The following is a 25810-nucleotide window of genomic DNA, read 5'->3' as shown; positions in this document are numbered from 1 at the left end:
CGAAGCGGGCATGGCGGCTACTGGACGGTGCAGTCGCGCTACAACGGCAGTGGGCTGGCAGCGCGTCGTGGGTGGTCACCATTGCTCCCCTCAGTCGCTCATTTGCGCCTGGAGCAAGTTGAGCACCTGGAGCAAGTTTCCGAGAGGGGTTCGCTGTCCACATCGGGAGGCGTGATAACTACCCAGGGCTCTCTGTGGCGCCATTCTTGGTGTCCTGGTTGGGGTGGTGGGCCGAAACTGGGCTCTGGTTCCCGGGGTCCGGTGGCGGTTATCCTGGTGGAGGATGTCCGGCATGCTCTACATGCCGCGATGGGACCATCTAGAGCAAGATGCGACGGGGTAGTACTCCCTATGGAGAGATGAGGGGTCGGCGGCATGACGCACGCTGTGGGATACGCGGAGATCGCCGAGCACTTCCGCGGGCAGATCCGGGAGGGAACGATGCGCCCCGGCGACCGCCTGCCGACGATCCGGAAGGTCATGCAGGACTGGGGGGTGTCCAACGGAACCGTTGTGCAGGCGTACGCCACTCTCAAGCAGGAGGGCCTGACCAGCGCCAACAGCGGTGCCGGGACGGTCGTGACGGACTACGGGAGCGACAACATTGCCGCGCGGGTGCGCACGCATGCCGTCACGGGTACCGCTCTGGCCACGGGGGAGACCTCCCGAATCGTGGAGGTCGGTACGGTCGGCGCCGAGGAAGTGATCGCCTCCCGACTCGACGTCGAGCCGGGTTCGCCCGTCCAGGTGCGGCGCCGCCTCGTCACGCGCGGTGGATCACCTGTTCACCTGTCCTCGTCCTACTACCCGGCCTACGTCCTCGAGGCCGCCCCGGAGCTGGCCGAGCCGGTGTCCACGGGCGGCTCACGTGAGCTGGCCAGCCAGCGGCTCGGCGTCGCGCAGGGCCGCGTGCTGGAGGAGGTGACCTCTCGGCTCGCCACCGAGCCCGAGAGCACAGCCCTCGGGCTCACCGGCTCGGTCATCGTGACCCAGGTGCTCCGGACGGTGTACCTGACCGACGGCCGCGTCGTCGAGGTGGCGCTCAAGGTCTGCAACGGGTCGACCGTCCTGAAGTGGTCAACACCGCTGACCGACACGCACTGAGCACACCACCCTCGCCCAGGCACCGGGACTGAGCGTGTCGTGCTCGGGGCTGGGTCAGGCCCGCGCTTGCGCGGTCTCCAGCGCGCTGCGGTACTGCGCCGTCCAGGGAGTATCGCGCTGCTGGTCCGGCAGGTCTGCCAGCCCGGCGCGAAGGTTGTCCGCCGCGTCCTGGGCCCGGCCCAGCTCGAGGTGGGCCAGGCCGAGCGGGAACCGCAGCCACGAGTTGGTCAGCCAGTATGCGAACGGGTCGGGTGCCGCGCCGTCAGCCGCCGTGGTCAGGTCACTGGCGACGTGGAGCGCGCGTAGGGCACCCGCAGGGTCACCGAGCAGTGCCAGAGCGTGCGCGTGTCGCAGCCCGGCATCGATCCGGTGCAGGATCCCGGCTCCCGGGGTCTGCGCGGCGTGCGCGTAGTGCGCCACCATCTGCGCCAGGCGGACCTGCTCCCACGCGAGAGAACCCCGGAACCGGCGCGACTGCGACGCGAGCCCGCCCGCGCCCAGCTCCTCGGCCCGGTCCGCTGACTGCGCGTACATCCGGTCCGCCATCTCGTACTGCCCACGCTGCGCGCTCAACCACCCCACGAACTGCAGCGACTCGGCCACCACCAGATGCAGCGCCGGCACATGCGGGCCCCGGGCCTCCCCGGCCACCCGCACCAGCATCTGGTGATGAGTGCTCGCGATCGGCCACAGCACCTCGGCAGGAACCGTGTCGTCCAGGCGGCGGTGCGCGGCAAGAACGCCACCCAGCGACTCCACGGCCCCACCATCCAGCGCACGAGGCACCCGCTCGGCGTGAGCGACCCGCTCGGCCTGCTCCAAGTCGCTCGGAGTCAGGCCGCCCGGAGTCATGCCGTTCGGTGTCGCTTCGTTGCCCAGCATCGGGTCGGGCGTCAGGGACGCTAGCCTCCCGCCGACGCCTAGCATCTTGTCGAGGTGCGCGGCGTTCTCGGGCGACGGGAGTCGGGACCCGTTCTCGTACAGCGACAGCAACGACTTGGACAGGTGCGCGACGGCGGACAGCTCACGCAGCGACATCGCGCGGGCTTCACGGAGCCTGCGCAGCTCGGCACCGAACCGCGGATCGACGGGCCGCTTCATGCGGCGTCCTCGGCCCGGGCCAGGGCGTCACGGTACTCGGCGGCCCACTCCGCTCGCTGCCAGCCGCCAGGCAACGCCCCCAGGCCCGCACGCAAGTTCTCGACGGCGTCGCTGGCCCGGTCTAGACCGAGATACGCCATACCCATCGGGATCCGCAGCCACGTCGGCGTCAACCAGTAGGACGCCGGGTCGACCTCGTCTCCGCCTGCGCTCGTGGTCAGATCGTCGGCCTGCCCGAGTAGTTCCAACGCCTGGCGCTTCTCACCCATGAGACCTAGCCCGTGGACCGTGTTGAGCATCGCATCGACGCGGTGCAGACGTGAGATCCCGGGAATCTCCGCAGCGGTGCGGAACGCTCGGGTGATCCGGGCCGGTACACCACGTTGCCGCTCGAGGTACCCACGAAAACCCCATGCCTGGCAGGCCAGGTTCGACACGCCGAGGCGGACGGCCTGATCGGCGGACTCGGTCAGCAACCGCACAGCCTCGGCGTCATGCCGGGCCTGGGCATGCAACCACCCGGTGAACTGGGTCCACTCAGCGGACACCACCTGCAGCGCGTGCGCGTGCGGTCCACGTGCCTGCTCCGCCAGGCGTTGCACCTGAACCTGACCGGCGCTGACCGCGGGCAGCAGCAGCACCGGGTCGGCGTCATCGTCGGCCCTCCTGTGCGCGGCGAGCGCCGCTGCGAGGGCGTCGACCGCCCGGGCGTCGATCATCCGCGGGGCGCTGACCGCGTGCGTGACCCGGTCGGACGCTTCGTCGGCTTCGTCGGCGGTTGTCGTGCGGGGTGTCTCGACCACCATGGCGGCGAGCTGCCCGCCGGCGTCCAGCGCCAGGTCAAGGTTCCGGGCCATCTCCGCGGACGGGCGCCGACGCCCGGTCTCGTACTCCGATAGCGACGACACCGACACGTGCGCGATCCGGTACAGGCCCTTCAGCGACAGCCCGCGGGCGTGCCGCAGCATGCGCATCCGCTCAGCGAACCGCGGGTCCACATACCGTGCCACGAACCTCACCCCCGTCGATGACCACCGTGACCATGATCGCTCGATCGTCGAACGACGTCACCCCTACGCGCCGCTGTCAACCTCCCCGAACGGAGTACCAGCGGTGCGGGTCTCGGCAGCGATCCACGCCAGATACCGGTCAGACCCGGCCAGCACCGGGACCGCCAGCACCTCCGGCAAGTCATACGGGTGGTGCTCCTTGGAATTGATCAACGCCTCGATCTCGTCGTAGCGGTCCATCGTGGTCTTGCAGGTCACCCGCCACTCTTGGACGGTCTGAACAGCGCCGTCCCACCAGAACCGAGCGGTAACTGGGCCCTCTACGTGCACGCTCGCCGCCAGCCGCCGAGCAACCAGCAATTCGGCCAACGCGTCGGCCAGGTCGCGCTCCTGGTACATCGTCACGACCTGGCAGAACTCCACATCAGCAATCATGTACCCGACCCTACGCGGCCAGTGAGAGTGAGAACGGTGAGGGCATCTGGAGCCCTGTTTGGGGAGCGCTCGGGGCTCGGGGCCGAGTCTGTGGAGCCGAGTTCGGGATTCCGCGGTGGTGGGCAGAGGATGGTTCCATCCCGGCCGGCGTCAGGACCCGTCGGCCCCGGAGGTGGCCTGCGGCCAGCCCGAACTCCGTCGGCGCCGCCACCGGTGAGCAGACAGCGGTGAAATCCCTCGGTGCGCGATCCTGGTCGAGTGCCAGCAGGGCAGGGTGTCGAGGTTCTCGGAATGGTCGGTGTCGGGGCGACCGCCGCTGGCCAGCCAGAAGGTACATCGCGCCGCCGGGCCCGATCTTGGCGAGCATGCTGAACTTTGGGAACAAGCTCCGCTGGTGGATTGCACACCACCCGAGACCTGGCGGTGTCTCAGGCGGCGATGAGCCGGCTGGTGAATCCTTGTCGGGCGAGGTAGCCGTAGGCGGCATGCGCGTCCTCCGGTATCTCTTGCTCGATGGCGAACCCAAGCTTGGGGTACTCGATCACACGCTGGAGATCACCGACGAGCATGTCGACGACGAGCTTCTCGTCGCCGATAGTGGCCGCGGCGCTCTCCCTGCGTTGGATTGTGCGGCAGCACGCCACACGGCGTCCTGCGTGAGCTCCTCACGTGAGGCACTGCGCGGCCTGCCTGTCGACCGAACGCTTCATCCGCAACCTTCAGGAGGCGGCGTCCGCTGAGACGGTTCTTACCAATCGATCTCGTCGTTGTTGTGGTACAGCCGCCCGGTGGGGCCGTCATTGGGAAGGGTGGCCAGACGGACGAAGTCTCCTGCTGCGTCGGCAGGGGGCCGGTCGGTCTTGCCGTAGGTAAGTCGGGTGTCCACCATGCCCGGCGTGATGGCGTTGACGAGGATGCCTGTATCGCGCAGTTCGTCGGCCAGGATCTGGGTCAGGGCGTTGAGGCCGGCCTTGGACACGCGGTAGGCAGGGCTTCCCTGGGCCAGCCGGCCTGTGGTGGCCATATGGCTGGTGACGTTGATGATTCGCCCGTAGTTGTGGCGCTGCATCTCCGGTATCGCCGCCGAGCAGCAGCGCCATGCCCCAGTGATGTTCGCATTCAGGGTGGCGGTGACGCGCTCCATATCAGCGAGAGCGGCAGACCGGTGGCGATCGATCGCGATTGCCGCGTTGTTCACCAAGACGTCCAGGCGGTCATGCTGATGTCCGATAGTGGCGAATGCTCTCGCGACGCTGGCGGGATCGGTTACGTCTAGTTGGTGAGCAGACACCGGCAGCCCGGTTGCCTTGAGCTCCTCTGCCGTGGCGTCCGCCGAGCGGGCGTCCCTGGCCGTGACCACGACGTGCATCCCGTGTTCGGCCAGAGCCCTGGCGACCTCTCGCCCCAGCCCGCGGTTGGCGCCGGTGACGACTGCGATGCGGGTGTCCTGACTCATGCGGCCGCCTGGAGCAGGTCCGCGAGCTGAGCGTCGAGGTCGCGGACGACGCCGAGTTGGGCGTGTGGACGGAGATGCCCGTGCAGGTTGGCGAGCCTCTTCCGGTTCCTGGGGGAGACCGCGCCCTTCAGGTCGGGGATCGCACTACTGACGTGGGCACAGGCCCCCTCGACATCGCCCATGTGTAGCGCGCCCTCAGCCCGCCAGATGGTGTAGGTGGCGCGGTCGCGGCTGCGTTCGTCTGGCTGCAAGGCCAGGGCGCGCTCGAGCATCGCGTCACTCGTGCGGTACTTGCCGAGCAGGAGGTAGCACGATGCCGTCTGGGCGTGGAACTCCGCGTCGTCGAAGTAGGCCGCCCATGACGGCGTGCCGTCCTCGTGGACACGTCCCATGTGGGTGTCGGCTCTGGCGAGGAGCCGCTCAGCCTCGGAGATATCTCCGCGCGACGCGTGGGTTCGTGCCTGCCGGGCGGTGAGCATCGCCAAGACGCGCTCATCGGTTCCCCGGACACCTTCCCGGGCAGCTTCGGCGAGCGCAATCGCCTGGGCGTGCTGGCCTGCCTCGGCACGCTGAAGGCTCAGCGATTTCAGGATGTTTGCACCAATGCCGCGATCGCCGGCTAGGTGTGCGGCTCGGATCCCAGCGGTCCAGTACCGTTCGGCGGTCCCGTGTTGCCCTGCGTCGCACGAGGCCCAGCCTGCGATCCGGCACAGCTCGGCTGCTACGGCGAACAATCGTCGTCCGACGGCGTTGCTGTAGGTGCTGTTGGTGAGGATGTCGTTGACGAGACGGAGCTCGGCGTCGACCAAGGGGCGGGCGCGCAGCCCACCGAGTGTGTGGTCGATCCGGCGTAGGGCTGGCAGCCGCTGTTCGAGGCTTGCCGCGAGCCCGCCGTCGATGCGCCCTCCGCCTGCTGCGGATGCGACCTGCGGCGCCTCGATGGTGAGCCAGTCGTGGGCAACGCCTACCGCGGCGCCAGCGCTGAGTGTGAGGAACTCGCGCCCGTCCACCTGTTCGCCTCCGGGCGCGGAGCTCAGCAGCGATAGTCCCCCCGCCGTGGTCCACGGGACAGTCAGTACCGAGATGGCGCGGCCGGCGCTCTTGCCTGGACGGGCGGTGGTATCCGCTCCTGCTTGGATGGTTGGGATGCCTTGCGCCGCGGCCAGGTGCTCCCGTTCGGCCGGCGTGAACTTGGCCAGGTCGGCGTTGTCGACCAAGTCGGCCACGGTGCAGCCGAAGGTGTGTGCGAGGTCGATGAGGTACTTCAGCGACGGGGGGCGTGTTCCGTTATAGGGCCACTGCTCGTACTCAGAGACCCGGGACACGGAGAGGCGGGACCCGGGGTTGCGAGCCTTGTACTGCTCGACCAGCTCCGATTGCGACCAACCCATAGCGCGACGCCAGGCGAGGCGCGGACGCTCGTTGAGCCGCTGGCCTATCTCGTTCGCAACCTCTCGGACGCTGTGTCCTTTCGCGAGTAGTTCGGCACGAAACCGCCGCGCTGCGTTCGCCCTGTTCACCATCACTTCCCCTTGTGCGTGTCGGGTGTTCCCTGGCTCTCGTCGGTGGTGCGATCCAGCTCGCTGGCTCGGCGCTGGAAGAGGGTGCCGCTGCCGCGGTGTGCCAATGGCACGGTGCGCAGGTGCTCGAAGCCGTGCTGCAGGTAGTAGTCATGTAGTGCCGGGTTCGTCCGCCAGGCGTCCAAGCGCAGCCAGGTGCGTCCGAGGGCCCTGGTGCGGTCCAGAGCCCAGGCGATCATCTGACCGCCCACGTCCTGGCCGCTGGAGCTCCGGGCGACGACCATCCGGTGGATGTACAGCGCGTCGGCGGGGTCGTCCTCCGGCGTCCAAAATTCCGGGTCGGCGTAGTCGTCGACGGTGACGGTGCCGATGATGCGGGCGCCATCACGCACAAGGTAGACCTCGCCGCGGCTGATCGCCTCGGCGAGGCTGCGACCTGTGCCGTGGCGGGCCGGGCGCAGGTTCTGCCACTGGTCGGTCCCGCGGGAGCGTAGCCAGGCGATGGCCTCCTCCTGCAGGGCGCGGACCGCCGCCTCGTCGACGGGCCGCGCCGTGGCGACAGTGGTCATCGGACCGTCCCTGAGTCCGGGATACCGGGTCGTTCGAGGACGATGACATGCCGGTCGCCCGGCAGCACGGTGACCGCGACACGCAGCGCACGACCGTTCCTGTCGTACCCGGTGGTGACCTGGTGAGCGACAGGGACACCGGGCATCAGCGCGAGCCGCTGCTGCTCCTCACGGGTCGGCATCCGCACGGTGATCTCGTCCCGCGCATAGTCCTGGACGTACCCCTTCTCGGCGAGCACCACGTTCGCGCCACGGGCGATGTCGTCGGGCGACATGATCTCCGTCCCCTCGGCGATGGAGAACGGAAAATAGCTGTCGTTGGTCAGGTACGGCTCATCCTCGAGGTACCGCACGCGCCGGCGCACCACGGCCAGCTCGCCGTCGGCCAGCGGGAGGCGGTCGGCGACCTCGGGCGGCGGCTGCACGATCGCGATGTCGATCGTCTGCGTCGGGCGCCGCCCATCCGACTCCTGCTCGGAGAGAAAGAGATCCTTGGCGACGTCGTCTGGACGCAGGGTCAGATCGGACTGCGGGCGGTACGTCATCCGCTGCAGATCACGAACGATCGTTCCGTGCCGACCACGCGAGATCACCAAGCCCTCGTTCTTGAGGATCCCGAGCGCCTCCCTGACGGTCATGGGCGCGACCTTGTACGCCTCCGTCAAGGTGACGAGCGTAGGAAGCCGGTCACCCGGCGCCAGCTCGCCGTCAACGATCTTGCGCCGTAGATCATCAGCGATCCGTGCCTTGATCGAAGGAGCCTGCGTGCCAGATACGGCCACGGCCGATCACTCCCTTCCGCGAATGTGCTAGCAAGTCTAGCGCAATCAGTTGACCGCCGACATGCCCCATGCTCTACTTCATGTGCTAGATGTGCTAGCACAAACGAACTGGACGGGGCAACAACATGGCCACGGTCATCCAGACAGAACACGCCCGACACGGCTTCGAAACCCTCGCAAACCTCTACGGCCTCTCCTGCGCCGTCATCGAGGCCCGAGCCGAAATCACCAACCACCACGACCGACACGGACACCCCCTCGGCGTTGTAGTCATCGAGGCGCTCGCGGACGCCTACTCGGACGCCGAGCAACTGGCGACCAAGCTCAAGCTGGACCGGGCGGACACCGCACTGACCTCGCAGGCAGGGCTGGTGTGCTGGATCGGCTGGCTGCGGCACGTGTCGCAGTACGACCCCGTGACGCTCCGCCTGTACGCGCCGACCACAGGAGAAGGCGCTGCTGCGACACCGGAGGTCGTCTCGTGACCGCCGCACTTGCACGGGCCACGACAGGTAGAACTTCCATCTGGTGGAAACTCTTGTCCTTCCGGCCGCATCGTCGCAGGTCACAGGGCATACCCGGGCAGAATGCAAAGTTTCCAGCGAGCGCTGTTTCGCTCGCGATAACGCCCCCCGAGACTGACGAGGCACATCCAGTCGACGGAGAGGGCCCCACCATGGAAGCCGCGCTGTCCCACCAGCAGACCTTGGTCGGGCTCTCAACGGCGCTGGACGTCGTGGTGGAGCTCGTGGATCTGGTCGGCGCCGAAAAGGTGGCTGGGTGCGTGGTTCGCCCCGACAACATCCACATCCAGCCGTCGGAACTTCAGGACGGCGACGAGATCGCACAGAGGCTGGGCTTGCATTCGACTCTCGACAGCTACTCGTCAACGCCCGGGTTCACGGATTGGTGTGGCCAGGTCAAGGGTGTAGAGGTCCACGTTCGCAGTGCACTGCGCAGGACGACAGCGTGATGGTCGCCATGGGCGAAGTCGTCAGTGCGTTCACCCTCATCGCCCTCGGGTGCGCCAGTGTCGACGTAGAAGATGTCCGGCTCACTGTCGAACGACGACGCGGGGACGACGGCGAATTCTATCCATCACTCATGGTCAATGTCGTTGCCTCCGACCAGTCCAGCGCCCGGGCACTGGCGAGCCTCCTGGACCTTGAGCTCACGGTGCCCGACACCTGGTCGGGGATGACAACTCGCGACGATGCGATCCTGCCCGCCCGATGCACCGTCACACCGTGGTGCGCCGGTGCGCCTCTTGCGGGCGGACGCCCGAACCCGAAGCAGATCGCGTCATGACCGGCGTTCGGCCGACAGCTCTCGCGTACGTGAGCGGCCCTACCGAGCAGGCCCTCCACGACCAGCGTGCTGTGGTCACCGAGCACGCCGCGGCCGAAGGGCTCGCGCTTGAGCGGATCGTGACCGACCAGTTCGACATGCTCACCATCACGCAGCTGGTCGCCACCGCACGCGTCTGCGATGCACGCGTCGTGCTGATCCCCGCCGGTGCGCGCATGGCCGAAGCCTCGGCCCGCGTGACCCGCGATCTCGAACCACACGGCGCGGTATGCGTCGTGATCGGCCAGAGCCACCCGGCTGCTCCCCAGCGCGCCGGGCGCCTCGCCACAGACCCCCCTCGCCAGCGCCAGGCGGTGCCGGCGTGAGCACCCTCAACTCCCGGACGTGGACATGACAACGACGTATGACATCAGCCGGCAGGCCGCCCTGATCGCACTGGACATCGACGGCACCATCGCTATCCCCGGCACCACTGACGTCACCGACGTCGTCCAGGCCGCCGTCGCCGAGGTACGCACGGCAGGACACTATGTGGTTCTGGCCACGGGACGCTCCCTGGTCGGAGTGTTCCCGGTCGCGCGCCTGCTCGGCCTGACCGAGTGCTGGGTCGTCGCGTCCAACGGCGCAGTGACCGCCCGTCTGAGTCCCCAGGCCCCCGACGGATACCTGCTCCACGACGTGCAGACCTTTGACCCCGCGCCGGTGATCCACCGCGCCCGGTCCGCTCATCCCGGCGTACAGATCGCGGCCGAAGAGATTGGCCGCGGCTACCGCGTCACGCACGTGTTCGCCCCGACCGAGGTCAATGGTGCCCAGCGGCACGTTGACCCAGACCAGATCGCCGACCAGCGCACCACCAGACTGATCCTGCGCGCGCCAGGCATCGCGGACATGCGGCACAAGCTCCAGGCCACCGGAGTGACGGTGAACCCCTACGGCTCCAGCTGGCTCGACGTCACACCACCTCGCCTCTCTAAGGCCACCGCGCTCGAGACGATCCGAATCCTGCTCGGTGTGCACCCGCAGCGCACGACCGCCGTCGGCGACGGGATCAACGATCTCGAACTACTGGCCTGGGCACACCGCGGCGTCGCGATGGGGCACGCACCCACCGAGCTCCTCGATGCAGCCGACGACATCACCGGCACCCTCGAAGAGGACGGCGCAGCCACCGTCCTGCGCTCACTGCTGCCCGAGACGATCCCCGCGGTGCGGTGACTTCCTTCCTCGCACCGCTCCAATGTTCCCCTCCGACCCCTGGGAGTGCCGCGACATGACGACAGAGACGAACCCCTACGTCCTCACCGACGACATCTATGCCGACATTGAGAGCGTGGGCCCGGTCGGCTGGGTAGAGATGCCGGACGGCCTGCGGGCGGTCATGGTCACGGACTATGCCGCCATCAAGGAGATCGGAACCCATCCGGACGTGTCTCGCGACGCCGCGGCGCACTGGCCGGACCTGCGCGCAGGAAACGTGCCGGCCGACTCTCTGGTGGTGCCCTGGGTGACCAACGCAGGGCCGTTCAGTGCCTATGGCGCAGAACACCGGCGTCTGAAGAAGCTGATGACGCCGGCATTCACCCAGCGCCAGATCGACAAGCTCGAACCGATGATCGACGAGATCGTGGCCGGGGCTCTGGCAAAGATCGCACCGTCAGGCCCGCACGACAGGAGCCAGGTTGAACCCCTGGACCTGCGCGCTGAATTCTGCTTCCCCGTGCCGATCAGGACGATCGGTGCAGTGCTCGGCGTCGACGTCGATGACGAACAGGACCTGTTCCCTGTCATCCGGGCGGGGGCGGACGCTCTGTTCGACACCAGCATCAGCCGGGAGGAGCTCGGGGCCGCGTTCATCGGGCTGCTCGGCGCGATCGACGAGCTCATCGCCCGCAAGCGCGCCCGCCCCGATGACAGCCTGACCAGCGCCCTGATCCAGGCCAACCAAGACGGCGACACGTACACGGCTGCGGAGATCGCTGAGGTGGTCCGGATCCTGATCGTCGCCGGGTACGAGACCACGGTCAATTTGCTGGACCAGTGCATCTTCCTCCTGCTCACCCACCCGCAGCATCTCGCCGCAGTTCTCGCAGAGGACCCCAGCACCGACGCCGCGGAGAAGGCCTGGGAAGCGATCATCGACGAGGCCCTGCGCCACTCCTCTCCCGCGAACGTCGTTCCGATGCGGTTCGCCATCAAGGACATCGTGATCGCCGGGTTCGACATCCCCGCGGGCACGCCGCTCCTGGTGTCTTTCGCGGGCGCCGGCCGGGACCCGAAGGTTCACGAGGCTCCCGACGTGTTCGACCCGACCCGCATCAAGAAGGACCACCTCGGATTTGGGTACGGGCCTCACCGCTGCCCCGGTGCCGCGATGGCGATCGCAGAGGCGAAGTTCGCGCTGCCTGCCCTGTTCAGCCGGTACCGCCTCACGTTGGTCGAGGACCCTGCTGAGATCCCGGCGAACGACGGAATCATCACCAACGGCCACGCCCGTCTGCTGGTGACCCTCGAACCGAACGACTAACCCACGTCACAGCCGTCCCCCGCGTCGTGCGGGGGGCGGCTCTTCACTCACCGAGCAGAAAGAGATCACGACGTGCTGACCACAGTGAGGCGGCCTCGAGACGTCCGCCTCGACAGCCTGACGGGCCTGATGCCTCTGTACGCGGCCACCCTCGACCCGCAGAACGTGTACACCGCGCTGCGAGCCGAATGGGGCTCCGTAGCCGCGGTCGAGCTGTCCGACGGCGTCCCAGCATGGCTCGCTCTGGACTGGACCGATGCCCTCCGCGTCGTGCGCGAGCCGAAAAACTTCACCCGCGAAGTCAAGCGCTGGCGTGCGTTCCAGAACGGACAGGTGAAGCCCGGCACGGGCCTGCACGCGTTCTTCTCCGACCGTGACAACGCGTACTACAGCGACGGGGCCGACCACACGCGACGGCGCGCGGTGGTTGACGACGCGTTCGCGCAAGTCGACGAGTCTGCGCTGCGACGCGACGTGAAGCGGGTGTGTGACCTCATGCTCACCCACATCGTCAAGGACGGCGCCACAACTGCGGACCTGGTCCCCACCTACACCCAGTTCGTGCCGTCCCTGGCGGTGGCGGCGATGTACGGCCTGGGTGCTGAGGACGCCGGCGTCATGGGGCAGTACGCGAGGGACATCTTCTCCAATACCGCGGCGGCCGGCCCTGCGTTCGTTGGGCTGAACACCATGCTGGAGGACTTAATCAGGAAGCGCACGAGCCACCCGGGTCATGACGTCTTGTCGACGTTGGTGCGCTGGCGCGACCCGCGAACGGGCACGGGTCTGACGGACAAGGAGTTGCTGGACACGGCCCAGATGATTCAGTCCGCGGGCCACGAGATGTCCGTCGCCTGGGTCACCATGGCACTGGTCTACCTGCTGAGCGACAACGACTTCGACGGGCGGGTGCGCGGCGGCCGTCTCGGTATCGATGAGGCTCTCGACGCGGTCCTCGTGCACAGCTCGCCGGTATGGAACACCCCGGCGAGGTTCGCCACGGCCGACATCGAGATCGGCAGCGTCTTCAACGACAACAACGTAGATGTCGGTGGACGCTTCGTACACGAAGGCGAAGCGATCGTCGCGGCCGCCGCCGAAGCGACGGCGTCCGTCCACCGCGGCGCCGACCCGGTCTGGACAGGCACCTCCCGCGCGTCCCTCGCGTTCGGAGCCAGTGGCCCCCACCACTGCCCTGCCCAGCGCATCTCTCGCATCATCGTCAAGGCCTCTGTCGAAGCGGTTCTGCACCGGTTGCCCGGACTCAGGCTCACCGTCCCGGCCGACCAACTTGGCACCGGTCTCTCGCTATGGGCCAGGAGTGCGTCGAGTCTGCCGGTGAGCTTCGACCCTGTGACCGGGTACGACGAGAACTGGACCAGCACGGAAGCCTCGCGGCGATGAGCACTACGACAGAACTGCGTGAGCTCGGTGCGCAGATCAGTGCCGCGCTCACGCATCTGCCGTCCGAGGCGACTGCAGTGGTCCGTGTCCGGCACGGAACGGGACCGTTGCTGGCGGCGGGCGAGCTCTGGGTCACGTCTGCACCGGGACAGGCCCCGACTCGGTCATGCGAGTTGCTGGCGGCAGTGGGCCTGCGCATGAACCTGGTCGAGCGTGCGCTCGACCAGGAAGGACTGTCCTACCCGAAAGCGGACCTCGGTCTCCGCGCCCGGTGGCGGCGGGTGATGTCTTCGACCGACCTCATGGCCGGGTACGAACTGGCCATTCAGGCCACAGGCGACGGTGCCCCGGTTTCCCCGACATCGCGACATCACGAAGCGAACGAGACCTGAGCCGATGCACGGGCCACTGCGGTGCATCCACTGACTAGACGAGCTATAGGAACGACGTACGTGAGAAAGAAGATCAACCCGGTGATCGGCGAGCGCACCCGACGGAAGGCCAGGCGACCTCAGATGAGCAGGCCCGAGCCTGAGCCGCGCACGCCCGCCTCGGCGGACACGCGAAGGGAACTGTCGGACAGTGATGTCGGGCCCGCACTCCTGGCCGTCGAGCTTGCCCTGACCGGTGATGGCGGGTGGGAACAGGCCGAGACTGCGATCGACGAGCTGACCAGCGACGCGAACACAACAGGCTCCGCGACTCTGTTCCGAGGGGTGCCCGCTAGTGCGCTGGTCATGGACGCGGCCGGCACCGACGGGTACCTCGACCTCCGCGACACCCAACTGATCGCGGAGGCCCGCCGGCAGCAGATCAGCGAGCCGCGCCTGTTCCGCGAGAGGCAGCTGGCGATCGACGAAGACCTGCGACAGATCGTCGGGCAGCGACTGGCCGCGGCCACAGCTCGCCACGAGTCAGGGCGACCGCCGACTGTAGCCGAGTTCGGACTGCTCGAGGGGATCCTCGGACTCGGTGTGATCCTCCTGCGCTGCGCTCCAGGCACCCTTCTCATGCAGCGGGTGATCGACTACGTCGTCGGCTTGACGCGGCCGGTTCTGGTCAACGGGACGCAAGTGCCAGGCTGGTACGTCGCGCATCACCCGGGACCGGACTCCGTGACGCCCGGCGGGCACGTGAACATGACCATGGCTGGTGGCGCCGGCGGCTTGCTGGCGTTCTTGGTGACCTGCGTACGCGCCGGCTACACCCTCGACAGCCTGCGCATGCCAATCAAGACCCTGGTCGACTGGTTCGTCCGCTGGAAGCAGCCCGTGAGCGCCGAGATCTGGCCGGACAGTGCGTGGTGGCCCCGCTGGGTCACGCCGGACGAGATCAGTGCCGGGGACCCGTCCGGCGTGGACCGCGGCGACCAGGAGGCGCTGCCGTCCTGGTCGCGGATGGCGGGGATGGCCAGGGCGCTGCAGATGGGTGCGATCACGATCGGCGACGAGACCGCGCGAGGCCTTGCGGAGGCGGCGCTCCTGGCCTGTCTGACCGACCGGCAGATTCGTCGGCTGGACGATCCGAGCTTGTGGGGTGGTCTGGCTGGCCTGTACCAGACGGGCTATCGTGCCGCGGCTGACGCGTCGGGCCCGATGGAGATCAGGCTGAAGCACCGCATGTCCGCCGTTGGGGACGCCCTGCGGCGGCATGCATCAGCTCAGGCCCTGGACGCGCCGGACGAGTTCTGGACTGGGCGGTCGGGTTTTGGGCTGGCTGCCCAGACGCTTCGCCGCGGGACTGCGCCCACCTCGCACTGGGACGCCTGTCTGCTGATCACGGGCCGCCCACGTGTGACTGCCCCTGGGTACGTGCTGTGGTAACGGCGACAGCGCCGGTGTCGCTGTTCGGCTCAGCGGGTGTGGCGGGCTTGGCGCGACAGTTTCCGTTGATCGCCCGCCCGGCGCCGGTCTGCGTCTCCCTGGAGGATCGCATCAGTCAGGTGGCCGGAATCCTCGACCTTGCGCCGCTCGGCCCTGAGGTCGATGTGCTCCTGGCAGCGATCGCGCTGGATCGCGCCGCCGGTCTCGCGTCGGATTGCCAGCGGCCCAAGGAGACGACTGCGATCCTGCGCCGCCACTTGGGTGCCTATGCCGAGCTGACGACACTGAGCGTTCCCGTGGCGATCGCCATGCTCGAGCCAGCTACCGACCTCGCGCGCCTGCATGCCATAGCCGGTCGCACGGACCAGGCACTGTCGTGGCTGACCCACCTGATGCACGCGGTCCGCACCGGCAGTCGCACACCCGTGGACAGGTACATGCTGTCCCTGGACCGCGTCGATGGTGCGCCCGAGGAGCTGCGGCTGCTGCGGGCCTGGGCCTGGGCCTGGTCCCGGCTCCTGGCCGACGCCGTCAAGGTCCTGGCTGTGGCAGGTCGATGGAGCGAAGCATCCGACCTCGTCACACGACACAGCGGACCCGCCACCCGGTTAACCGAGACACGCCAGGTACTGGTCGTGGCCCACCTGGTCGACGGTGAACTGGAGGCCGCCCGTCACCACCTGGCTGAGACAACACCTACCGAGCTCTGGGAGGTAGAGGTCGCGTCCTGCCTCAGAGCGTTGGCCGCCGAGCCCGCCGACCGCGCGGACGAAGTTGCAGCGATGCTCACCACGTTCCGGCAGAGCCGACCGGAACCCCTGCACGCCGCCTACCGCGCGCGGTACGGCGTGACCGTCGCACGCCTGGCGCACGCCACGGGACACCCGTACGCCGACATCGCGCGCCAGCTCGCCGCCGAGGCGATCACTCTGCGTGACGGACATGCCGCCCGCGAGGTCCTGCGGAACGTGGGCGGATGCCTGTCGCGCAAGGACGTCGCCGCCCTGACGCGCAACGTGACCAGAGCAGGGCTGACCGGCGACCACCTCACCGGCTACAACCTCACTCGACTGCGCGCGACTGTTCACCGTGCCGCGACCAACCTGCACATCGCCTTGCACCATCCACCGCGCTGAACCCCGAGGAGCGCAGATGCGCCGAACCGACGACATGCAACGCCCTGTAGTGATCCAGACAGGAGACCGATGAACAACGACGCTCATCCGCAGTCACTCCCGCATGTCGCTGTCACCGGCGCCGCAGGGTTCATCGGGTCGACTCTGGTCGACGCGCTCCTTCGAGCTGGCCACGAAGTCACCGCGATCGACGTGAGAGGGACCACCGACAGGCTCGCGGTGAGAAACCTGAAGGCTGCCTCGGCGTGCGATCGCTTCAGGCTCCACAACGTCGACCTCGGGCACGCTGATCTCGCGGCGATCTTCAACGGCGCCGACACGGTCTACCACCTAGCCGGGCTGGGCGGGGTCCGGGGCTCGTGGGGTGCACATTTCGTCGACTACGTGACGACGAACCTTACGGCCACGCACCGCGTGATAGACGCCTGCGAACAGACGGGTGTACGCCGCCTGATCTACGCCTCGTCCTCGAGTGTGTATGGGTCGATCACTCGCTCCAGCCGCGAGGACGATGCAACCAGGCCTATCTCGCCGTACGGGGTCACGAAGCTTGCCGCGGAGCAGCTGTGCCTCGCCCACGCCACGCGCAGCGGCACGAGCCTGTCGGCCGTCGCACTGCGCTACTTCACCGTGTACGGCCCTCGCCAGAGACCCGGTATGGCAATCGACCAGATGCTGCTGGCGGCACTGACCCGCACGCCCGCACCTCTCTTCGGGGACGGCGAACAGCGGCGCGAGTTCACCTACGTTGACGACGTCGTACGCGCGACGATCGCGGCCGCCGACCCTGCTGTACCCAGCACAGTCATCAACGTCGGCGGCGGCAAAAGCGTGACCATGCTCGACGTCCTGCACCTAATCGCCACGGTAACCGGATCCGAGGTCCCCATCCGGCACGAGCCGGACCAAGCCGGCGACGTCCTATCGACGAGCGCAGACCTGACCCTGGCGGAGCAACTGCTCGGCTACCGGCCCCGTGTTGGCCTCCTCGAGGGCCTGTCCCGTCACGCCCAGTGGCTCACCGCCACCTTGAACAACCCGACCACAGAGACGCCCGCCGAGACCTTGGAGACCACCCGATGATTTCTCTGACCGCGCCCACCGCCAACGAGCTCTACGCCCAGGCGTGCCACGCCGTCCTCACCCAGGGCCGTGACGTGCGGCCTCGGGGGATGCCCACCACCGAGATCCTCGGGGCACACCTGTGCCTGACCAGCCCGCGACACAGGTTCGTCGACCTGCCCCCGGCACGGGTGATCAACCCCGCCTTCGCCGTCGCCGAAACCCTGTGGATCCTGTCCGGATCCGACGACCCGTGGATCTTCGACTACAACCGCAACCTCGCCCAGTACGCCGACGACGGGCGCCTGCAGGGCGCCTACGGCCCCCGGATGCGCCGCTGGCGCGACGGGCCCGACCAGCTCGACAACGTCCGCCAGCTCCTGACACGCGACCCGGACTCCCGCCAAGCCGTCATCCAGCTCTTCGACCCCGAGCGTGACACCCGCGGTCACCGGGACGTGCCGTGCACCCTCGGGTACCGGTTCTTCATCCGCGACGGCCGACTCCACATGCACACCACCATGCGCAGCCAGGACCTGTGGCTCGGGTTCCCCTACGACGTCTTCGCCGCCACCGTCCTGCAGGAGCTCCTGGCCACGTGGCTCGACGTCGAGCTCGGCGAGTACCACCACTTCGTCGACTCCCTGCACCTGTACGAGCAGCACACGACCGCCGCCGCCACTATCGACCCCAGCTCCACGCCGCCGTCAAAACCGCTGGAGCCCCTCGCCGTCCCCTGGACGGACTTCACCACACTGCTCGACGACGTCATCAGCGGCCAGGACCCCACCACCGCACCCACCCGCACATGGTCCGCCTTCGCCACGGTGATGACCTGAGGGGCCCTAAGAATTTCGGACAGTTGATTCCGATGATTCTTACGCCGCGATATTCGCCGTGTGCCAGGCTTCTTCGACTTCGTTCGGTGTGCGATAACCGAGCGTGGAGTGGAGCCTTCTGGTGTTGTAGCGTAGTTCGATGTAGCGGGTAATGTCAAAACGCGCGTGCTCGCGAGTTGGATACTCGGTGCGGTGAACGCGCTCGTTCTTCAAGGTTCCGTTGAAGGATTCGGCCCACGCATTGTCGTAACAGATTCCGGTGCGCCCCACGGACCGGGTTACGCCGAGCTTCTCAGTATGTCTGGCGTACTCGTCAGACGTGTATTGCGTGCCTCGATCCGTATGCATCAGGGTAATTCCGGGCCGGACGCGACCATTCTTGGCGGCCATGTCCAACGCGTCGGTCACCAGAGAGGTGCGCATGTGCTCGGCCATCGCGTATCCGACGACCTTCTTGCTGAAGCAGTCCAGCACCGTGGCCAGGTACAACCAGCCCTCCCACGTGGGGATATACGTGATGTCCCCGACCAGCTTGACGCCTGGCTCGGTCGCGCTGAAGTCACGTCTGACCAGGTCAGGAGTGTCTCCCGCCTGACCTGGGATCGTCGTGACCGGGCGCCACGGGCGCGGCTGGCACGGCACCAGGTCCAGCTCGCGCATGATCGAGCGCACCGTCTCATCATCGACCTGGAACCCCCATCGAGCCAGGTCAGCATGCACGCGCCGATACCCGTAGGTCTCATCGGACTCGTCGAAGCTGAACCGGATGATCGCGGCCAGATCGGCCCGCCGGCGCGCCCGCGTGGACGGCTTGCGGGTCCTGAACGCGTGATAGCCCGACCGTGACACGCGCGCCCACCGGCACATCGACGCCACCGGATAATTGCCTTCTTCGCTTCGGATGAACGCGTACCGCACGCTCACCGGTGTTTCTTCGCGAAGAAGGCCGTCGCTTTTCCCAGGAACTCGTTCTCAGCGCGCAGCTCACGCACCTCGGCCTCGAGCTGCTTCAACCGGGCACGTTCCGAAACGCTCAGCTCGGGCTCCGCGGCCGGGTGCTGCTTCTTGTACGCGTTCACCCAGTTCCGCAACGTCTGCTGCACCACACCGTTCTCACGCGCTACCTGCGCGATAGTGCGTGAACTCCGGATCACTTCCTGGACGCACGCGTCCCTGAACTCCGGGGAATACTTCTGTTCCGCCAACGAGCCTTTCCTTCCAGTCGATCCCAAGAATTATATCTTGGGGCCAACTGTCCGAGAACCGTAGGGCGCCTCAACCGGTTACCGCTCCTGGACGGCCGGTGACCGGCCCCTCGCGCTGGCCACCGCGGCCACCACACCCGGCCCCTTGGGCGCCGCGCTCGAGCGCTGGTACGAGCGCCTGGCCCTCCAGGACCCTGCCGCGGTGACCACCGTGACCAGCGAGGCGACCCGATGACCGCGCCCCGCCACTTAGCCCTGGGTCTGTCTTCCTACACCCACGACTCGTCCGCCGCGCTTCTCGTTGACGGACAGCTCGCCGGGTTCTGCGAGGAGGAACGCCTCACCGGCGACAAGCACACCAAAGCCTTCCCCGCGCGCTCCCTGGACTGGCTCCTGACCCAGAACGACCTCACACCCGCCGACATCACCACCGTCGGGTACAACTTCCAGCCCCACCGCTACCTTGCCGCCATCGCCCAACTGCCCAACCACCTCACCCGCCCCAGCACCAGGGCCCGCGCGACAGCCCGAGCACGCAGCTTCACCAAGGTCGCCGCACGAACCCGATCCCGCCTCCAGCTCATCAGCCAGCAGTTCCCCAACGCCACGGTCACCGCCGTCCAGCACCACCACGCCCACGGCCTCTACGCCTTCGCGTCCTCCCCATACACCGACGCCGCCGTCCTGATCGCCGACAGCCTCGGCGAGATCCAGACCACCACCATCGCCCACGCCACCCGCACACCCGACGGCACCTACGACCACCGCATCCTGGACGCCATCGACGACCCCGCCTCACTCGGCTACGCCTACGGAGCCATCACCGAACACCTCGGCTGGCGCCGCGGCGACGAAGAAGGCACCGTCATGGCGCTCGCGGCCCTGGGCGACCCCGGCCGGTTCCGGAAGGTCATGGCGCAAGCGGTCCGGATCACCGAGACCGGGTTCACGCTCGACCCGTCGCTACTACCGCTGCGAGTCCTGTCGAGCAGGTATCCGAGGGTGAGCGACCGTCTCGCTGCGGCAACCTGCCGGCCGCGGCACCCTGACGAGCCGGTCGAGCAGGTTCATCAGGACCTGGCCGCCGCCCTGCAGGAGCGCACTGAGCAGGTGATGCTCCACCTCGCCGCCCGTGCGCGCCGGCTGACCGGTGCCGCGCGGCTGTGCCTGGGCGGGGGAGTGGCGGCCAACTGCGTCGCGGTCGGGAAGATCGTCGAGGCCGGGCTCTTCGACGAGGTCCACGTCCCGCCGGCGCCCGGCGACTCGGGCACCGCAATCGGCGCGGCCGCCGCCGTACACCTCGCCGCGGCCGGCACTCTGCCGGGCGACGTCGGCGGGTGCTACCTCGGTCCGTCCTACAAGCGGCTCGCCCTGCCGGCAGAGCCGCGGCACGGCACGCGTGCGCACCGTCCCGAGGCCCCGGCACGGTTCCTGGCAGGGCAGCTCGCCGACGGGAAGATCGTCGGGCTCTTCCACGGTCGCCTCGAGGCGGGCCCTCGGGCACTGGGCAACCGGTCGATCCTGGCCTCGCCCCTGCTGCCGGACGTCGTGGACCGCCTGAACGCGACGGTGAAGTTCCGCGAGCCGTTCCGCCCGTTCGCGCCGATCGTGCTCACCGAGAAGGCCGGCGACTACTTCACGCTGCCCCAGCCAGCACCGTTCATGTCGATCGCCTCCGGAGTCACCGACCTGACGAGGACTGTCATCCCCGCGATCGTCCACGCGAACGGCACCGCGCGGGTCCAGACACTCGACCACGACAGCAACCCGTTCCTCGCCGAGGTTCTGGCGGAGTTCGCCGCCCTGACGGGGGTGCCGGTGCTGATCAACACCTCCCTGAACATCAAGGGCAAGCCGATCTGCGGCACCCCGGACATGGCGCTGGACTGCCTGGTCGGCAGCGGCCTGGACGCACTCCTGCTCGAGGGCTGGTGGGTCACCAAGTGAGGATCGGCTACAGCTTCTGGGGCTTCCTAGGCCCTGGCATCACCGACACCCCAGACGGAGGGCGCAGCCACCGCCGGGTCCTCGTCGACGGCCTCCTCAGCCGCGGACACGACATCGTGTTCCTGCAGGCTGACCGGGACCGACTCGAGGCCGGGCACGACCTGACGGGCACCTACCGGTGGGACGAACACCTGCCAGAGATCGACGCGCTGTTCCTCGAGTGGCGCTGGCCCATCGCTGGACGCAACACCGTGCCGTGCGGGTCGCCAGGTCACACCTGCGACCTGCACAGGCAGACCGAACTCGTCGATCACTACACCCGCCGCCGCTCGGTTCCGACGATCTTGTGGGACAAGGACCGGCAGCTGCCCAGCGACCACCCCCTGCGCCAGCTGGCGAACGTCACGATCTGCGAGGCAGCCCTCCACCCTGCCTCGGGCGCACGCTCGCTGCTGTTCCCCGTCGACGACGTCGTCCTGGACCAGGCTGACGCCCAGGCTCTCGCCGCGCGCCGTCGTGACCTGCCGCTGGTGTACATCGGAAACCAGTACGACAGGGACCACCTCTTCGACGAGTTCTTCGCGGTCCCCGCCAAGCATCATCAGCACTTGGTCGCCGGCAAGTGGACCAGCACACAGGCCTGGCCCCACGTCACGTTCGCGGGCCGTGTGCCATTCAGCCAGGTCGAACAGCTGCATGGCGGCGCACTGGCTACCGTCCTCCTCCTGCCGGACCGGTACGCGAAGGTCGGCCAGATGACCCAGCGGCTCCCGGAGGCCGTCCTCGCCGGCTGCCTGCCGCTGACCCCCACCGCGATCCGGTCGGCCGAGCTGTTCACGCCCGCGGCGCTGCACGTACGGACCGGGAACCAGGCCGCTCAACGCCTGCAGCACCTGGCATCCATCGCCGGCACTCCGGAGCACGCTGAGCTCATCGCACAGTGCCTGCGCAAGCTCGACCGGTTCCGCGTCTCACGCCAGCTCGACACGCTGGAACGGATCCTCAACCCAGCCTGAGCCCACCTCACGACCTGCCATCACCCCATCGACACCTCGCACATGAAACCGGAGGCCCCGTTGCCCACCAACCCCTTCACCGACCCGGCGCAGATGACGCCGCTGTACGGCACCGCGGTCCGGATCAAACACCGCACGACGGCCCTTCTCGCCGCGAAGATCTCCGGAGCAAACGCCACCACCGCCCTCACCCAGCTCGTCGCATCGGTAGCGCCCCCCAGCCCTGTCGTCGCGGACATCGGGTGCGGGCGCGGCAGCCTCGCGCTGAGCATCGCCGCCCACCTGAGGCCGGCCCGGATGATCGCGATCGACCAGTCCAACGCTCTGCTCGACGCCGTCCGGGCCCGCGCCGCCAGCGCCGGCGCAACAATCCAGACTCTCCAGGCCGACTTCCACGCGCTGCCCCTGCCCGATGGAGAGCTCGACGTCGCAACCGCGGCGTTCTGCCTCTACCACTCCGACCACCCCCAGATGGTGGCCGCCGAGATCGCCCGTTGCCTCGCCGACGGTGGACATGCCGTCCTGGCCACGAAGTCGGCAGACAGCTACCACGAGCTCGACGAGCTCCTCGCCCGGACCGGCCTCGACCCGGCCGCCAGCGAGCGCCAAAGCCTCTACAGCTCCTTCAACAGCACCAACGCTGCCGCCGTGACTGCCGCAGCAGGTCTGCAGGTCGTGGACATCGCGAACGAGCAGCACGTGTTCCGATTCGACGACTCCGCCCACCTGGCGGCATACCTCACCACGACACCCAAGTACGTCCTGCCCGAGCAACTTGTCGACAACCCGCGGAGCCTGGCCGAAGAGCTGGCCCGGCGCGGGATAGATGGACCGGTGACCACGACCTCCACCGTGACCTACGTGACCGCCCGGCGTACGGCATGACGACCTTCATCAAGACCTACCAAGACCCGCAGGTGCTTGAGGCCGCGCACCGCCACCACATCTGGTTGAGCCAGCTCGACAGCGGGGTACGCATCCCGGCCCTGCTGGACGTGACACCAGACACCCTCGTGTTCGAGCACCTCACCGGCCCCCACCCGACGCCAGGCGACATGCCACAGGTCGCACAAGCACTTGGACAACTGCACACCGCCGCATCCCTGCGCCTACGCCAAGCGCGCCTCGACCAGCCGGCCGCCGTCACGGCCGACCTGACCATCACCGACTTCCACGGCCCTCGACAGGGCGCGCTCGCCCTTTTCCCCGTGAGTCCTGATGAGAACGTCGCCTTGTACAAGGACACGAACATCCGCAACGTCATTCTCACCGACGAGGGCCCCGCGGTCGTCGACTTCGACGACCTGACGCTTGCGCCCTACGGCTACGACCTGGCCAAGCTCGTCGTCAGCACCGCAATGACCCACGGCCGCCTTCTGGCCACGCTCGTCGAGGAGACACTCGCGGCCTACAACGAGACCACGAGCGCGGCAAACCCAGGAGAGTGCACGGAAGGAGCCTTTCGCCAGTACACGGCCATCCATAACCACCTCACAGCCCGTTATCTCCACCGGAACGGATACCGCCACGCCTGGCCAGAAGCCCAGCCCTGGCTGTAGCTAGCCACCAGAACCCGCAACTGTCGGCTGCGCCGGCAGGGCAGAGGAAGGAAGACCATGACAGGATCTCTGCGCCGGTATCGACCGGCCACTACTCCGAACCTGTGCGTCCGAACGGAGCAGAACTCGTGACTGGCAACGACTCAACGCGCCTCGTCATCGTGCGCGGCCCGTCCGGATCAGGAAAGTCCACCGTCGCGCGCGATCTGCGCGAGAGGATGGGTCGCGGCACAGCGCTCATTGAGCAGGATTACGTGCGCCGAAAGCTGCTGTGGGAGAAGGACACTCCTGGTGCCGTCAACATCTCGATGATCGACACCCTTACCCGCCACGCCCTCGACTCTGGGTACAGCGCCGTCGTTGAAGGCATCATGCATGAGGTTCGATACGGGGACATGCTGCGGGCCCTCGTCGCTGACCACAGGGGAACCAGTGCGGTCGCGTATCTCGATGTGCCGTTCGACGAGACGCTCCGCAGGCATGCCGGCCGCCCCCAAGCCGCGGACTTCACGCCAGAGCTCATGGCCCAGTGGTGGGCTCAGGACGACTACCTCGACCTCAACGGAGAGATCGTCGTCGGTCCGCAGATCGCCGCCCAAGAGACTGTCGACTGGCTTCTCACGAGCCTGGTGAGCACGCTCGACACAGCACCCTCCAAGGGGTGAGCACCGGTGGGCCTCAGGTCGTAGCTGAGCTGCGCGGGCGGATGAACCTGCGCCGTCGGGTGGGGTGGCGGACCACGTTGAACGGGCAGCACGGGCTTTTCATGACGGAGTACTTGATCGCGAACCCGGACTCGAAGTTTGCCGAGTCGCGCGTGCCAGCCTTCGGGTCGTGGGATGTGCGCGCCGACCAACGGAGTCGCCCACTGCGCGCGACTCCGCGGACCGAGAACGCCCCGCGAACCGTGTCGTTGCTACTGGCGGTTCAGGGGGCGAGTGGGGCAGATCCCTGTCTGGAGTTCTCACCGCGAGACCCCGCCGACAGATGCCGATCGCCGAACCCGTTGGAGGACCCAGCGTGACCCTGGGTGAGCCCTGGACCGCAGCCGACTACGTGGTGATCGACATCGAAGGCAACGGCGCACAGCCACCGGAGCTGGTCGAGCTCGCCGTCGTGCCCCTCCGAGGCGGCGTCATCGGCGACGTGCAGGCGTGGCTGGTGCGACCGCCGACACCGATCACGTGGCACGCCCGTCAGATCCACGGCATCAGCGACGACGACGTGACGAGTGCACCGAGCTTCGACGACATCGTGCCCGACGTGCTGGGCGCACTGGGTGATGCGATCCCGGTCGGGCACGCGGTGCACAACGACCTGGCTGTCCTGCGTCGCATCCTGCCTGGTTGGGCCCCGCCGTTCGCGGTGGACACCCTCCGGCTCGCCCGTCACGTCCTCGACTTGCCCTCGTACGGTCTCGGCGCCTTAGTCGAGCATTACGACCTGGGTGTCGGGCTGCCGGCCGGGATGCGAGCCCACCGGGCCGACTACGACGCCCTGGTCGCCGCGAAGCTCCTGATCGAGCTCGCGGCCACCCTCAACCCCCGGGGCACGACTCTGGCTGAGCTGCGGCAGGCCGCCGGCACGACGAGCGCCGCTGCCGCCGTCGACCGGACCCTGTTTGACCTGCTGTAGCCGGCGAGAGACCTGCCGCCGCGGGCTCCCGCCGCCGTCCTGACCGAGAAGGTGATCGTCGTCCGAACGACACCGGAACGGCGACAGACAAGCCATCTGCAACTCACCGACAAGGGGAACTGAGTGACCACCAGGACCAACAACACCGCGCCCGACGACGTTGACGCCCGTGACCACGTACGCGCCATGGTCGCCGGCCTCAAGGAGGCATACCCGCGTCAGGTGACGCCGCTGATCGAGCAAGTGATGCACTGGGTGCCCCGACACCGGTTCTGCCCGCCGGGCACGACCCTCGAGGCGGCGTACGCCAACGCTGTCGTGCCTACTCGGACGAACGATTCCGGACGGACCACGTCCTCCGTGAGTGCCCCG

29 protein-coding genes are annotated in these 25810 nt (G+C 67.9%); 20 read left to right on the top strand and 9 right to left on the bottom strand.

Annotated elements, in window-relative coordinates; translation table 11 throughout:
* Positions 1 to 375 precede the first annotated feature (375 nt).
* Positions 376 to 1104 carry a GntR family transcriptional regulator gene (locus ACFS27_RS00145; RefSeq protein ID WP_377179124.1) on the top strand — a complete coding sequence of 243 codons (729 nt, stop codon included), beginning with the start codon at positions 376 to 378 and terminating at the stop codon, positions 1102 to 1104.
* A 54-nt stretch (positions 1105 to 1158) separates the two neighbouring features.
* Here ACFS27_RS00145 and ACFS27_RS00140 read toward each other — a convergent pair whose 3' ends face one another.
* The 8 genes from ACFS27_RS00140 to ACFS27_RS00105 all read right to left on the bottom strand — a co-directional run bounded on the left by ACFS27_RS00140 (position 1159) and on the right by ACFS27_RS00105 (position 7977).
* Entirely contained in the window at positions 1159 to 2205 is a 1047-nt protein-coding gene (locus ACFS27_RS00140) for a helix-turn-helix domain-containing protein (protein WP_377179122.1), read from the bottom strand.
* Positions 2202 to 3215, bottom strand: a complete 1014-nt coding sequence (locus ACFS27_RS00135) for a helix-turn-helix domain-containing protein (protein ID WP_377179120.1) — start codon at positions 3213 to 3215, stop codon at positions 2202 to 2204. Before ACFS27_RS00135 ends, ACFS27_RS00140 begins: the two co-directional genes overlap by 4 nt.
* A 63-nt stretch (positions 3216 to 3278) precedes the next feature.
* Positions 3279 to 3650, bottom strand: coding sequence for a divalent-cation tolerance protein CutA (gene cutA, locus ACFS27_RS00130; RefSeq protein WP_377179118.1), 372 nt, complete (start codon positions 3648 to 3650; stop codon positions 3279 to 3281).
* A 428-nt stretch (positions 3651 to 4078) separates the two neighbouring features.
* Positions 4079 to 4294, bottom strand: a complete 216-nt coding sequence (locus ACFS27_RS00125) for a hypothetical protein (RefSeq protein WP_377179116.1) — start codon at positions 4292 to 4294, stop codon at positions 4079 to 4081.
* 104 nt (positions 4295 to 4398) lie between these two features.
* Positions 4399 to 5106 carry an SDR family NAD(P)-dependent oxidoreductase gene (locus tag ACFS27_RS00120; RefSeq protein WP_377179114.1) on the bottom strand — a complete coding sequence of 236 codons (708 nt, stop codon included), beginning with the start codon at positions 5104 to 5106 and terminating at the stop codon, positions 4399 to 4401.
* Complete coding sequence (locus tag ACFS27_RS00115; protein ID WP_377179112.1) at positions 5103 to 6629, bottom strand: helix-turn-helix domain-containing protein; 1527 nt, start codon at positions 6627 to 6629, stop codon at positions 5103 to 5105. Before ACFS27_RS00115 ends, ACFS27_RS00120 begins: the two co-directional genes overlap by 4 nt.
* Positions 6629 to 7195, bottom strand: coding sequence for a GNAT family N-acetyltransferase (locus tag ACFS27_RS00110; RefSeq protein WP_377179110.1), 567 nt, complete (start codon positions 7193 to 7195; stop codon positions 6629 to 6631). Before ACFS27_RS00110 ends, ACFS27_RS00115 begins: the two co-directional genes overlap by 1 nt.
* Positions 7192 to 7977: a GntR family transcriptional regulator gene (locus ACFS27_RS00105; protein ID WP_377179108.1), complete on the bottom strand. Its 786-nt coding sequence runs from the start codon at positions 7975 to 7977 to the stop codon at positions 7192 to 7194. The genes ACFS27_RS00110 and ACFS27_RS00105 overlap by 4 nt, the downstream gene beginning before the upstream one ends.
* 125 nt (positions 7978 to 8102) lie before the next feature.
* Between ACFS27_RS00105 and ACFS27_RS00100 the strand changes: the two genes are divergently transcribed.
* The 12 genes from ACFS27_RS00100 (at position 8103) to ACFS27_RS00045 (ending at position 18076) form a co-directional block, all read left to right on the top strand.
* The gene (locus ACFS27_RS00100; protein WP_377179106.1) at positions 8103 to 8462 is read left to right on the top strand and encodes a hypothetical protein; all 360 of its coding nucleotides are present in this window, start codon (positions 8103 to 8105) and stop codon (positions 8460 to 8462) included.
* Positions 8463 to 8653: 191 nt separating this feature from the next.
* The gene (locus tag ACFS27_RS00095) at positions 8654 to 8950 is read left to right on the top strand and encodes a hypothetical protein (RefSeq protein ID WP_377179104.1); all 297 of its coding nucleotides are present in this window, start codon (positions 8654 to 8656) and stop codon (positions 8948 to 8950) included.
* Positions 8947 to 9285, top strand: coding sequence for a hypothetical protein (locus ACFS27_RS00090; protein ID WP_377179102.1), 339 nt, complete (start codon positions 8947 to 8949; stop codon positions 9283 to 9285). The genes ACFS27_RS00095 and ACFS27_RS00090 overlap by 4 nt, the downstream gene beginning before the upstream one ends.
* A complete protein-coding gene (locus ACFS27_RS00085; protein ID WP_377179100.1) occupies positions 9282 to 9650 on the top strand; it encodes a hypothetical protein in 369 nt (122 codons plus the stop codon). The genes ACFS27_RS00090 and ACFS27_RS00085 overlap by 4 nt, the downstream gene beginning before the upstream one ends.
* 25 nt (positions 9651 to 9675) lie before the next feature.
* On the top strand, positions 9676 to 10503 hold the full coding sequence (locus ACFS27_RS00080; protein WP_377179098.1) for an HAD family hydrolase: 828 nt from the start codon (positions 9676 to 9678) through the stop codon (positions 10501 to 10503).
* 55 nt (positions 10504 to 10558) lie between these two features.
* Positions 10559 to 11812 carry a cytochrome P450 gene (locus ACFS27_RS00075; RefSeq protein WP_377179096.1) on the top strand — a complete coding sequence of 418 codons (1254 nt, stop codon included), beginning with the start codon at positions 10559 to 10561 and terminating at the stop codon, positions 11810 to 11812.
* A gap of 129 nt (positions 11813 to 11941) precedes the next feature.
* On the top strand, positions 11942 to 13216 hold the full coding sequence (locus ACFS27_RS00070) for a hypothetical protein (protein WP_377179094.1): 1275 nt from the start codon (positions 11942 to 11944) through the stop codon (positions 13214 to 13216).
* Complete coding sequence (locus tag ACFS27_RS00065; RefSeq protein ID WP_377179092.1) at positions 13213 to 13608, top strand: hypothetical protein; 396 nt, start codon at positions 13213 to 13215, stop codon at positions 13606 to 13608. The genes ACFS27_RS00070 and ACFS27_RS00065 overlap by 4 nt, the downstream gene beginning before the upstream one ends.
* Before the next feature lie 60 nt (positions 13609 to 13668).
* Positions 13669 to 15039, top strand: a complete 1371-nt coding sequence (locus tag ACFS27_RS00060) for a hypothetical protein (protein WP_377179090.1) — start codon at positions 13669 to 13671, stop codon at positions 15037 to 15039.
* Between the two features lie 119 nt (positions 15040 to 15158).
* Positions 15159 to 16175, top strand: coding sequence for a hypothetical protein (locus ACFS27_RS00055; protein WP_377179088.1), 1017 nt, complete (start codon positions 15159 to 15161; stop codon positions 16173 to 16175).
* Between the two features lie 69 nt (positions 16176 to 16244).
* On the top strand, positions 16245 to 17258 hold the full coding sequence (locus ACFS27_RS00050; protein ID WP_377179086.1) for an NAD-dependent epimerase/dehydratase family protein: 1014 nt from the start codon (positions 16245 to 16247) through the stop codon (positions 17256 to 17258).
* Entirely contained in the window at positions 17255 to 18076 is an 822-nt protein-coding gene (locus ACFS27_RS00045) for a thymidylate synthase (protein WP_377179084.1), read from the top strand. The genes ACFS27_RS00050 and ACFS27_RS00045 overlap by 4 nt, the downstream gene beginning before the upstream one ends.
* 39 nt (positions 18077 to 18115) lie before the next feature.
* Here the strand turns inward: ACFS27_RS00045 and ACFS27_RS00040 are convergent.
* Positions 18116 to 19308, bottom strand: a protein-coding gene (locus tag ACFS27_RS00040; protein ID WP_377179082.1) for an IS3 family transposase whose coding sequence is annotated in 2 segments (ribosomal slippage) — positions 18116 to 19035 and positions 19035 to 19308 — 1194 coding nt in all. Because the reading frame shifts where the segments join, the coding sequence is not laid out codon by codon here.
* Between the two features lie 204 nt (positions 19309 to 19512).
* On the opposite strand from ACFS27_RS00040, the gene ACFS27_RS00035 reads away from it, so the two are divergent.
* The 7 genes from ACFS27_RS00035 to ACFS27_RS00005 form a co-directional block, all read left to right on the top strand.
* The gene (locus ACFS27_RS00035; RefSeq protein WP_377179080.1) at positions 19513 to 21228 is read left to right on the top strand and encodes a carbamoyltransferase family protein; all 1716 of its coding nucleotides are present in this window, start codon (positions 19513 to 19515) and stop codon (positions 21226 to 21228) included.
* Positions 21225 to 22244: a hypothetical protein gene (locus ACFS27_RS00030; RefSeq protein WP_377179078.1), complete on the top strand. Its 1020-nt coding sequence runs from the start codon at positions 21225 to 21227 to the stop codon at positions 22242 to 22244. The genes ACFS27_RS00035 and ACFS27_RS00030 overlap by 4 nt, the downstream gene beginning before the upstream one ends.
* Before the next feature lie 60 nt (positions 22245 to 22304).
* Complete coding sequence (locus tag ACFS27_RS00025; RefSeq protein ID WP_377179076.1) at positions 22305 to 23129, top strand: class I SAM-dependent methyltransferase; 825 nt, start codon at positions 22305 to 22307, stop codon at positions 23127 to 23129.
* The gene (locus ACFS27_RS00020; RefSeq protein WP_377179074.1) at positions 23126 to 23803 is read left to right on the top strand and encodes a phosphotransferase; all 678 of its coding nucleotides are present in this window, start codon (positions 23126 to 23128) and stop codon (positions 23801 to 23803) included. Before ACFS27_RS00025 ends, ACFS27_RS00020 begins: the two co-directional genes overlap by 4 nt.
* A 128-nt stretch (positions 23804 to 23931) precedes the next feature.
* Complete coding sequence (locus ACFS27_RS00015) at positions 23932 to 24468, top strand: AAA family ATPase (RefSeq protein ID WP_377179072.1); 537 nt, start codon at positions 23932 to 23934, stop codon at positions 24466 to 24468.
* A 355-nt stretch (positions 24469 to 24823) separates the two neighbouring features.
* Complete coding sequence (locus ACFS27_RS00010) at positions 24824 to 25438, top strand: 3'-5' exonuclease (RefSeq protein WP_377179070.1); 615 nt, start codon at positions 24824 to 24826, stop codon at positions 25436 to 25438.
* A 123-nt stretch (positions 25439 to 25561) separates the two neighbouring features.
* Positions 25562 to 25810 (top strand): hypothetical protein (locus ACFS27_RS00005; protein WP_377179068.1); only part of this gene is annotated, 249 nt, incomplete at its 3' end.

It is taken from the genome of Promicromonospora vindobonensis (assembly GCF_042685865.1).
GTDB lineage: Bacteria > Actinomycetota > Actinomycetes > Actinomycetales > Cellulomonadaceae > Promicromonospora > Promicromonospora vindobonensis.
The sequence above is the reverse complement of the archived record's forward strand: the minus strand, read 5'-3'. Positions and strand labels throughout refer to the sequence as shown.

Bases quoted from the DNA above. Each gene is read 5' to 3' on its own strand.
- ACFS27_RS00035 (WP_377179080.1), top strand. From the start codon at position 19,513: ATGACCGCGCCCCGCCACTTAGCCCTGGGTCTGTCTTCCTACACCCAC.
- ACFS27_RS00075 (WP_377179096.1), top strand. From the start codon at position 10,559: ATGACGACAGAGACGAACCCCTACGTCCTCACCGACGACATCTATGCC.
- ACFS27_RS00120 (WP_377179114.1), bottom strand. From the start codon at position 5,106: ATGAGTCAGGACACCCGCATCGCAGTCGTCACCGGCGCCAACCGCGGG.
- ACFS27_RS00100 (WP_377179106.1), top strand. From the start codon at position 8,103: ATGGCCACGGTCATCCAGACAGAACACGCCCGACACGGCTTCGAAACC.
- ACFS27_RS00115 (WP_377179112.1), bottom strand. From the start codon at position 6,629: ATGGTGAACAGGGCGAACGCAGCGCGGCGGTTTCGTGCCGAACTACTC.
- ACFS27_RS00095 (WP_377179104.1), top strand. From the start codon at position 8,654: ATGGAAGCCGCGCTGTCCCACCAGCAGACCTTGGTCGGGCTCTCAACG.
- ACFS27_RS00070 (WP_377179094.1), top strand. From the start codon at position 11,942: ATGCCTCTGTACGCGGCCACCCTCGACCCGCAGAACGTGTACACCGCG.
- ACFS27_RS00085 (WP_377179100.1), top strand. From the start codon at position 9,282: ATGACCGGCGTTCGGCCGACAGCTCTCGCGTACGTGAGCGGCCCTACC.
- ACFS27_RS00020 (WP_377179074.1), top strand. From the start codon at position 23,126: ATGACGACCTTCATCAAGACCTACCAAGACCCGCAGGTGCTTGAGGCC.
- ACFS27_RS00080 (WP_377179098.1), top strand. From the start codon at position 9,676: ATGACAACGACGTATGACATCAGCCGGCAGGCCGCCCTGATCGCACTG.
- ACFS27_RS00110 (WP_377179110.1), bottom strand. From the start codon at position 7,195: ATGACCACTGTCGCCACGGCGCGGCCCGTCGACGAGGCGGCGGTCCGC.
- ACFS27_RS00050 (WP_377179086.1), top strand. From the start codon at position 16,245: ATGAACAACGACGCTCATCCGCAGTCACTCCCGCATGTCGCTGTCACC.
- cutA (WP_377179118.1), bottom strand. From the start codon at position 3,650: ATGATTGCTGATGTGGAGTTCTGCCAGGTCGTGACGATGTACCAGGAG.
- ACFS27_RS00140 (WP_377179122.1), bottom strand. From the start codon at position 2,205: ATGAAGCGGCCCGTCGATCCGCGGTTCGGTGCCGAGCTGCGCAGGCTC.
- ACFS27_RS00145 (WP_377179124.1), top strand. From the start codon at position 376: ATGACGCACGCTGTGGGATACGCGGAGATCGCCGAGCACTTCCGCGGG.
- ACFS27_RS00045 (WP_377179084.1), top strand. From the start codon at position 17,255: ATGATTTCTCTGACCGCGCCCACCGCCAACGAGCTCTACGCCCAGGCG.
- ACFS27_RS00065 (WP_377179092.1), top strand. From the start codon at position 13,213: ATGAGCACTACGACAGAACTGCGTGAGCTCGGTGCGCAGATCAGTGCC.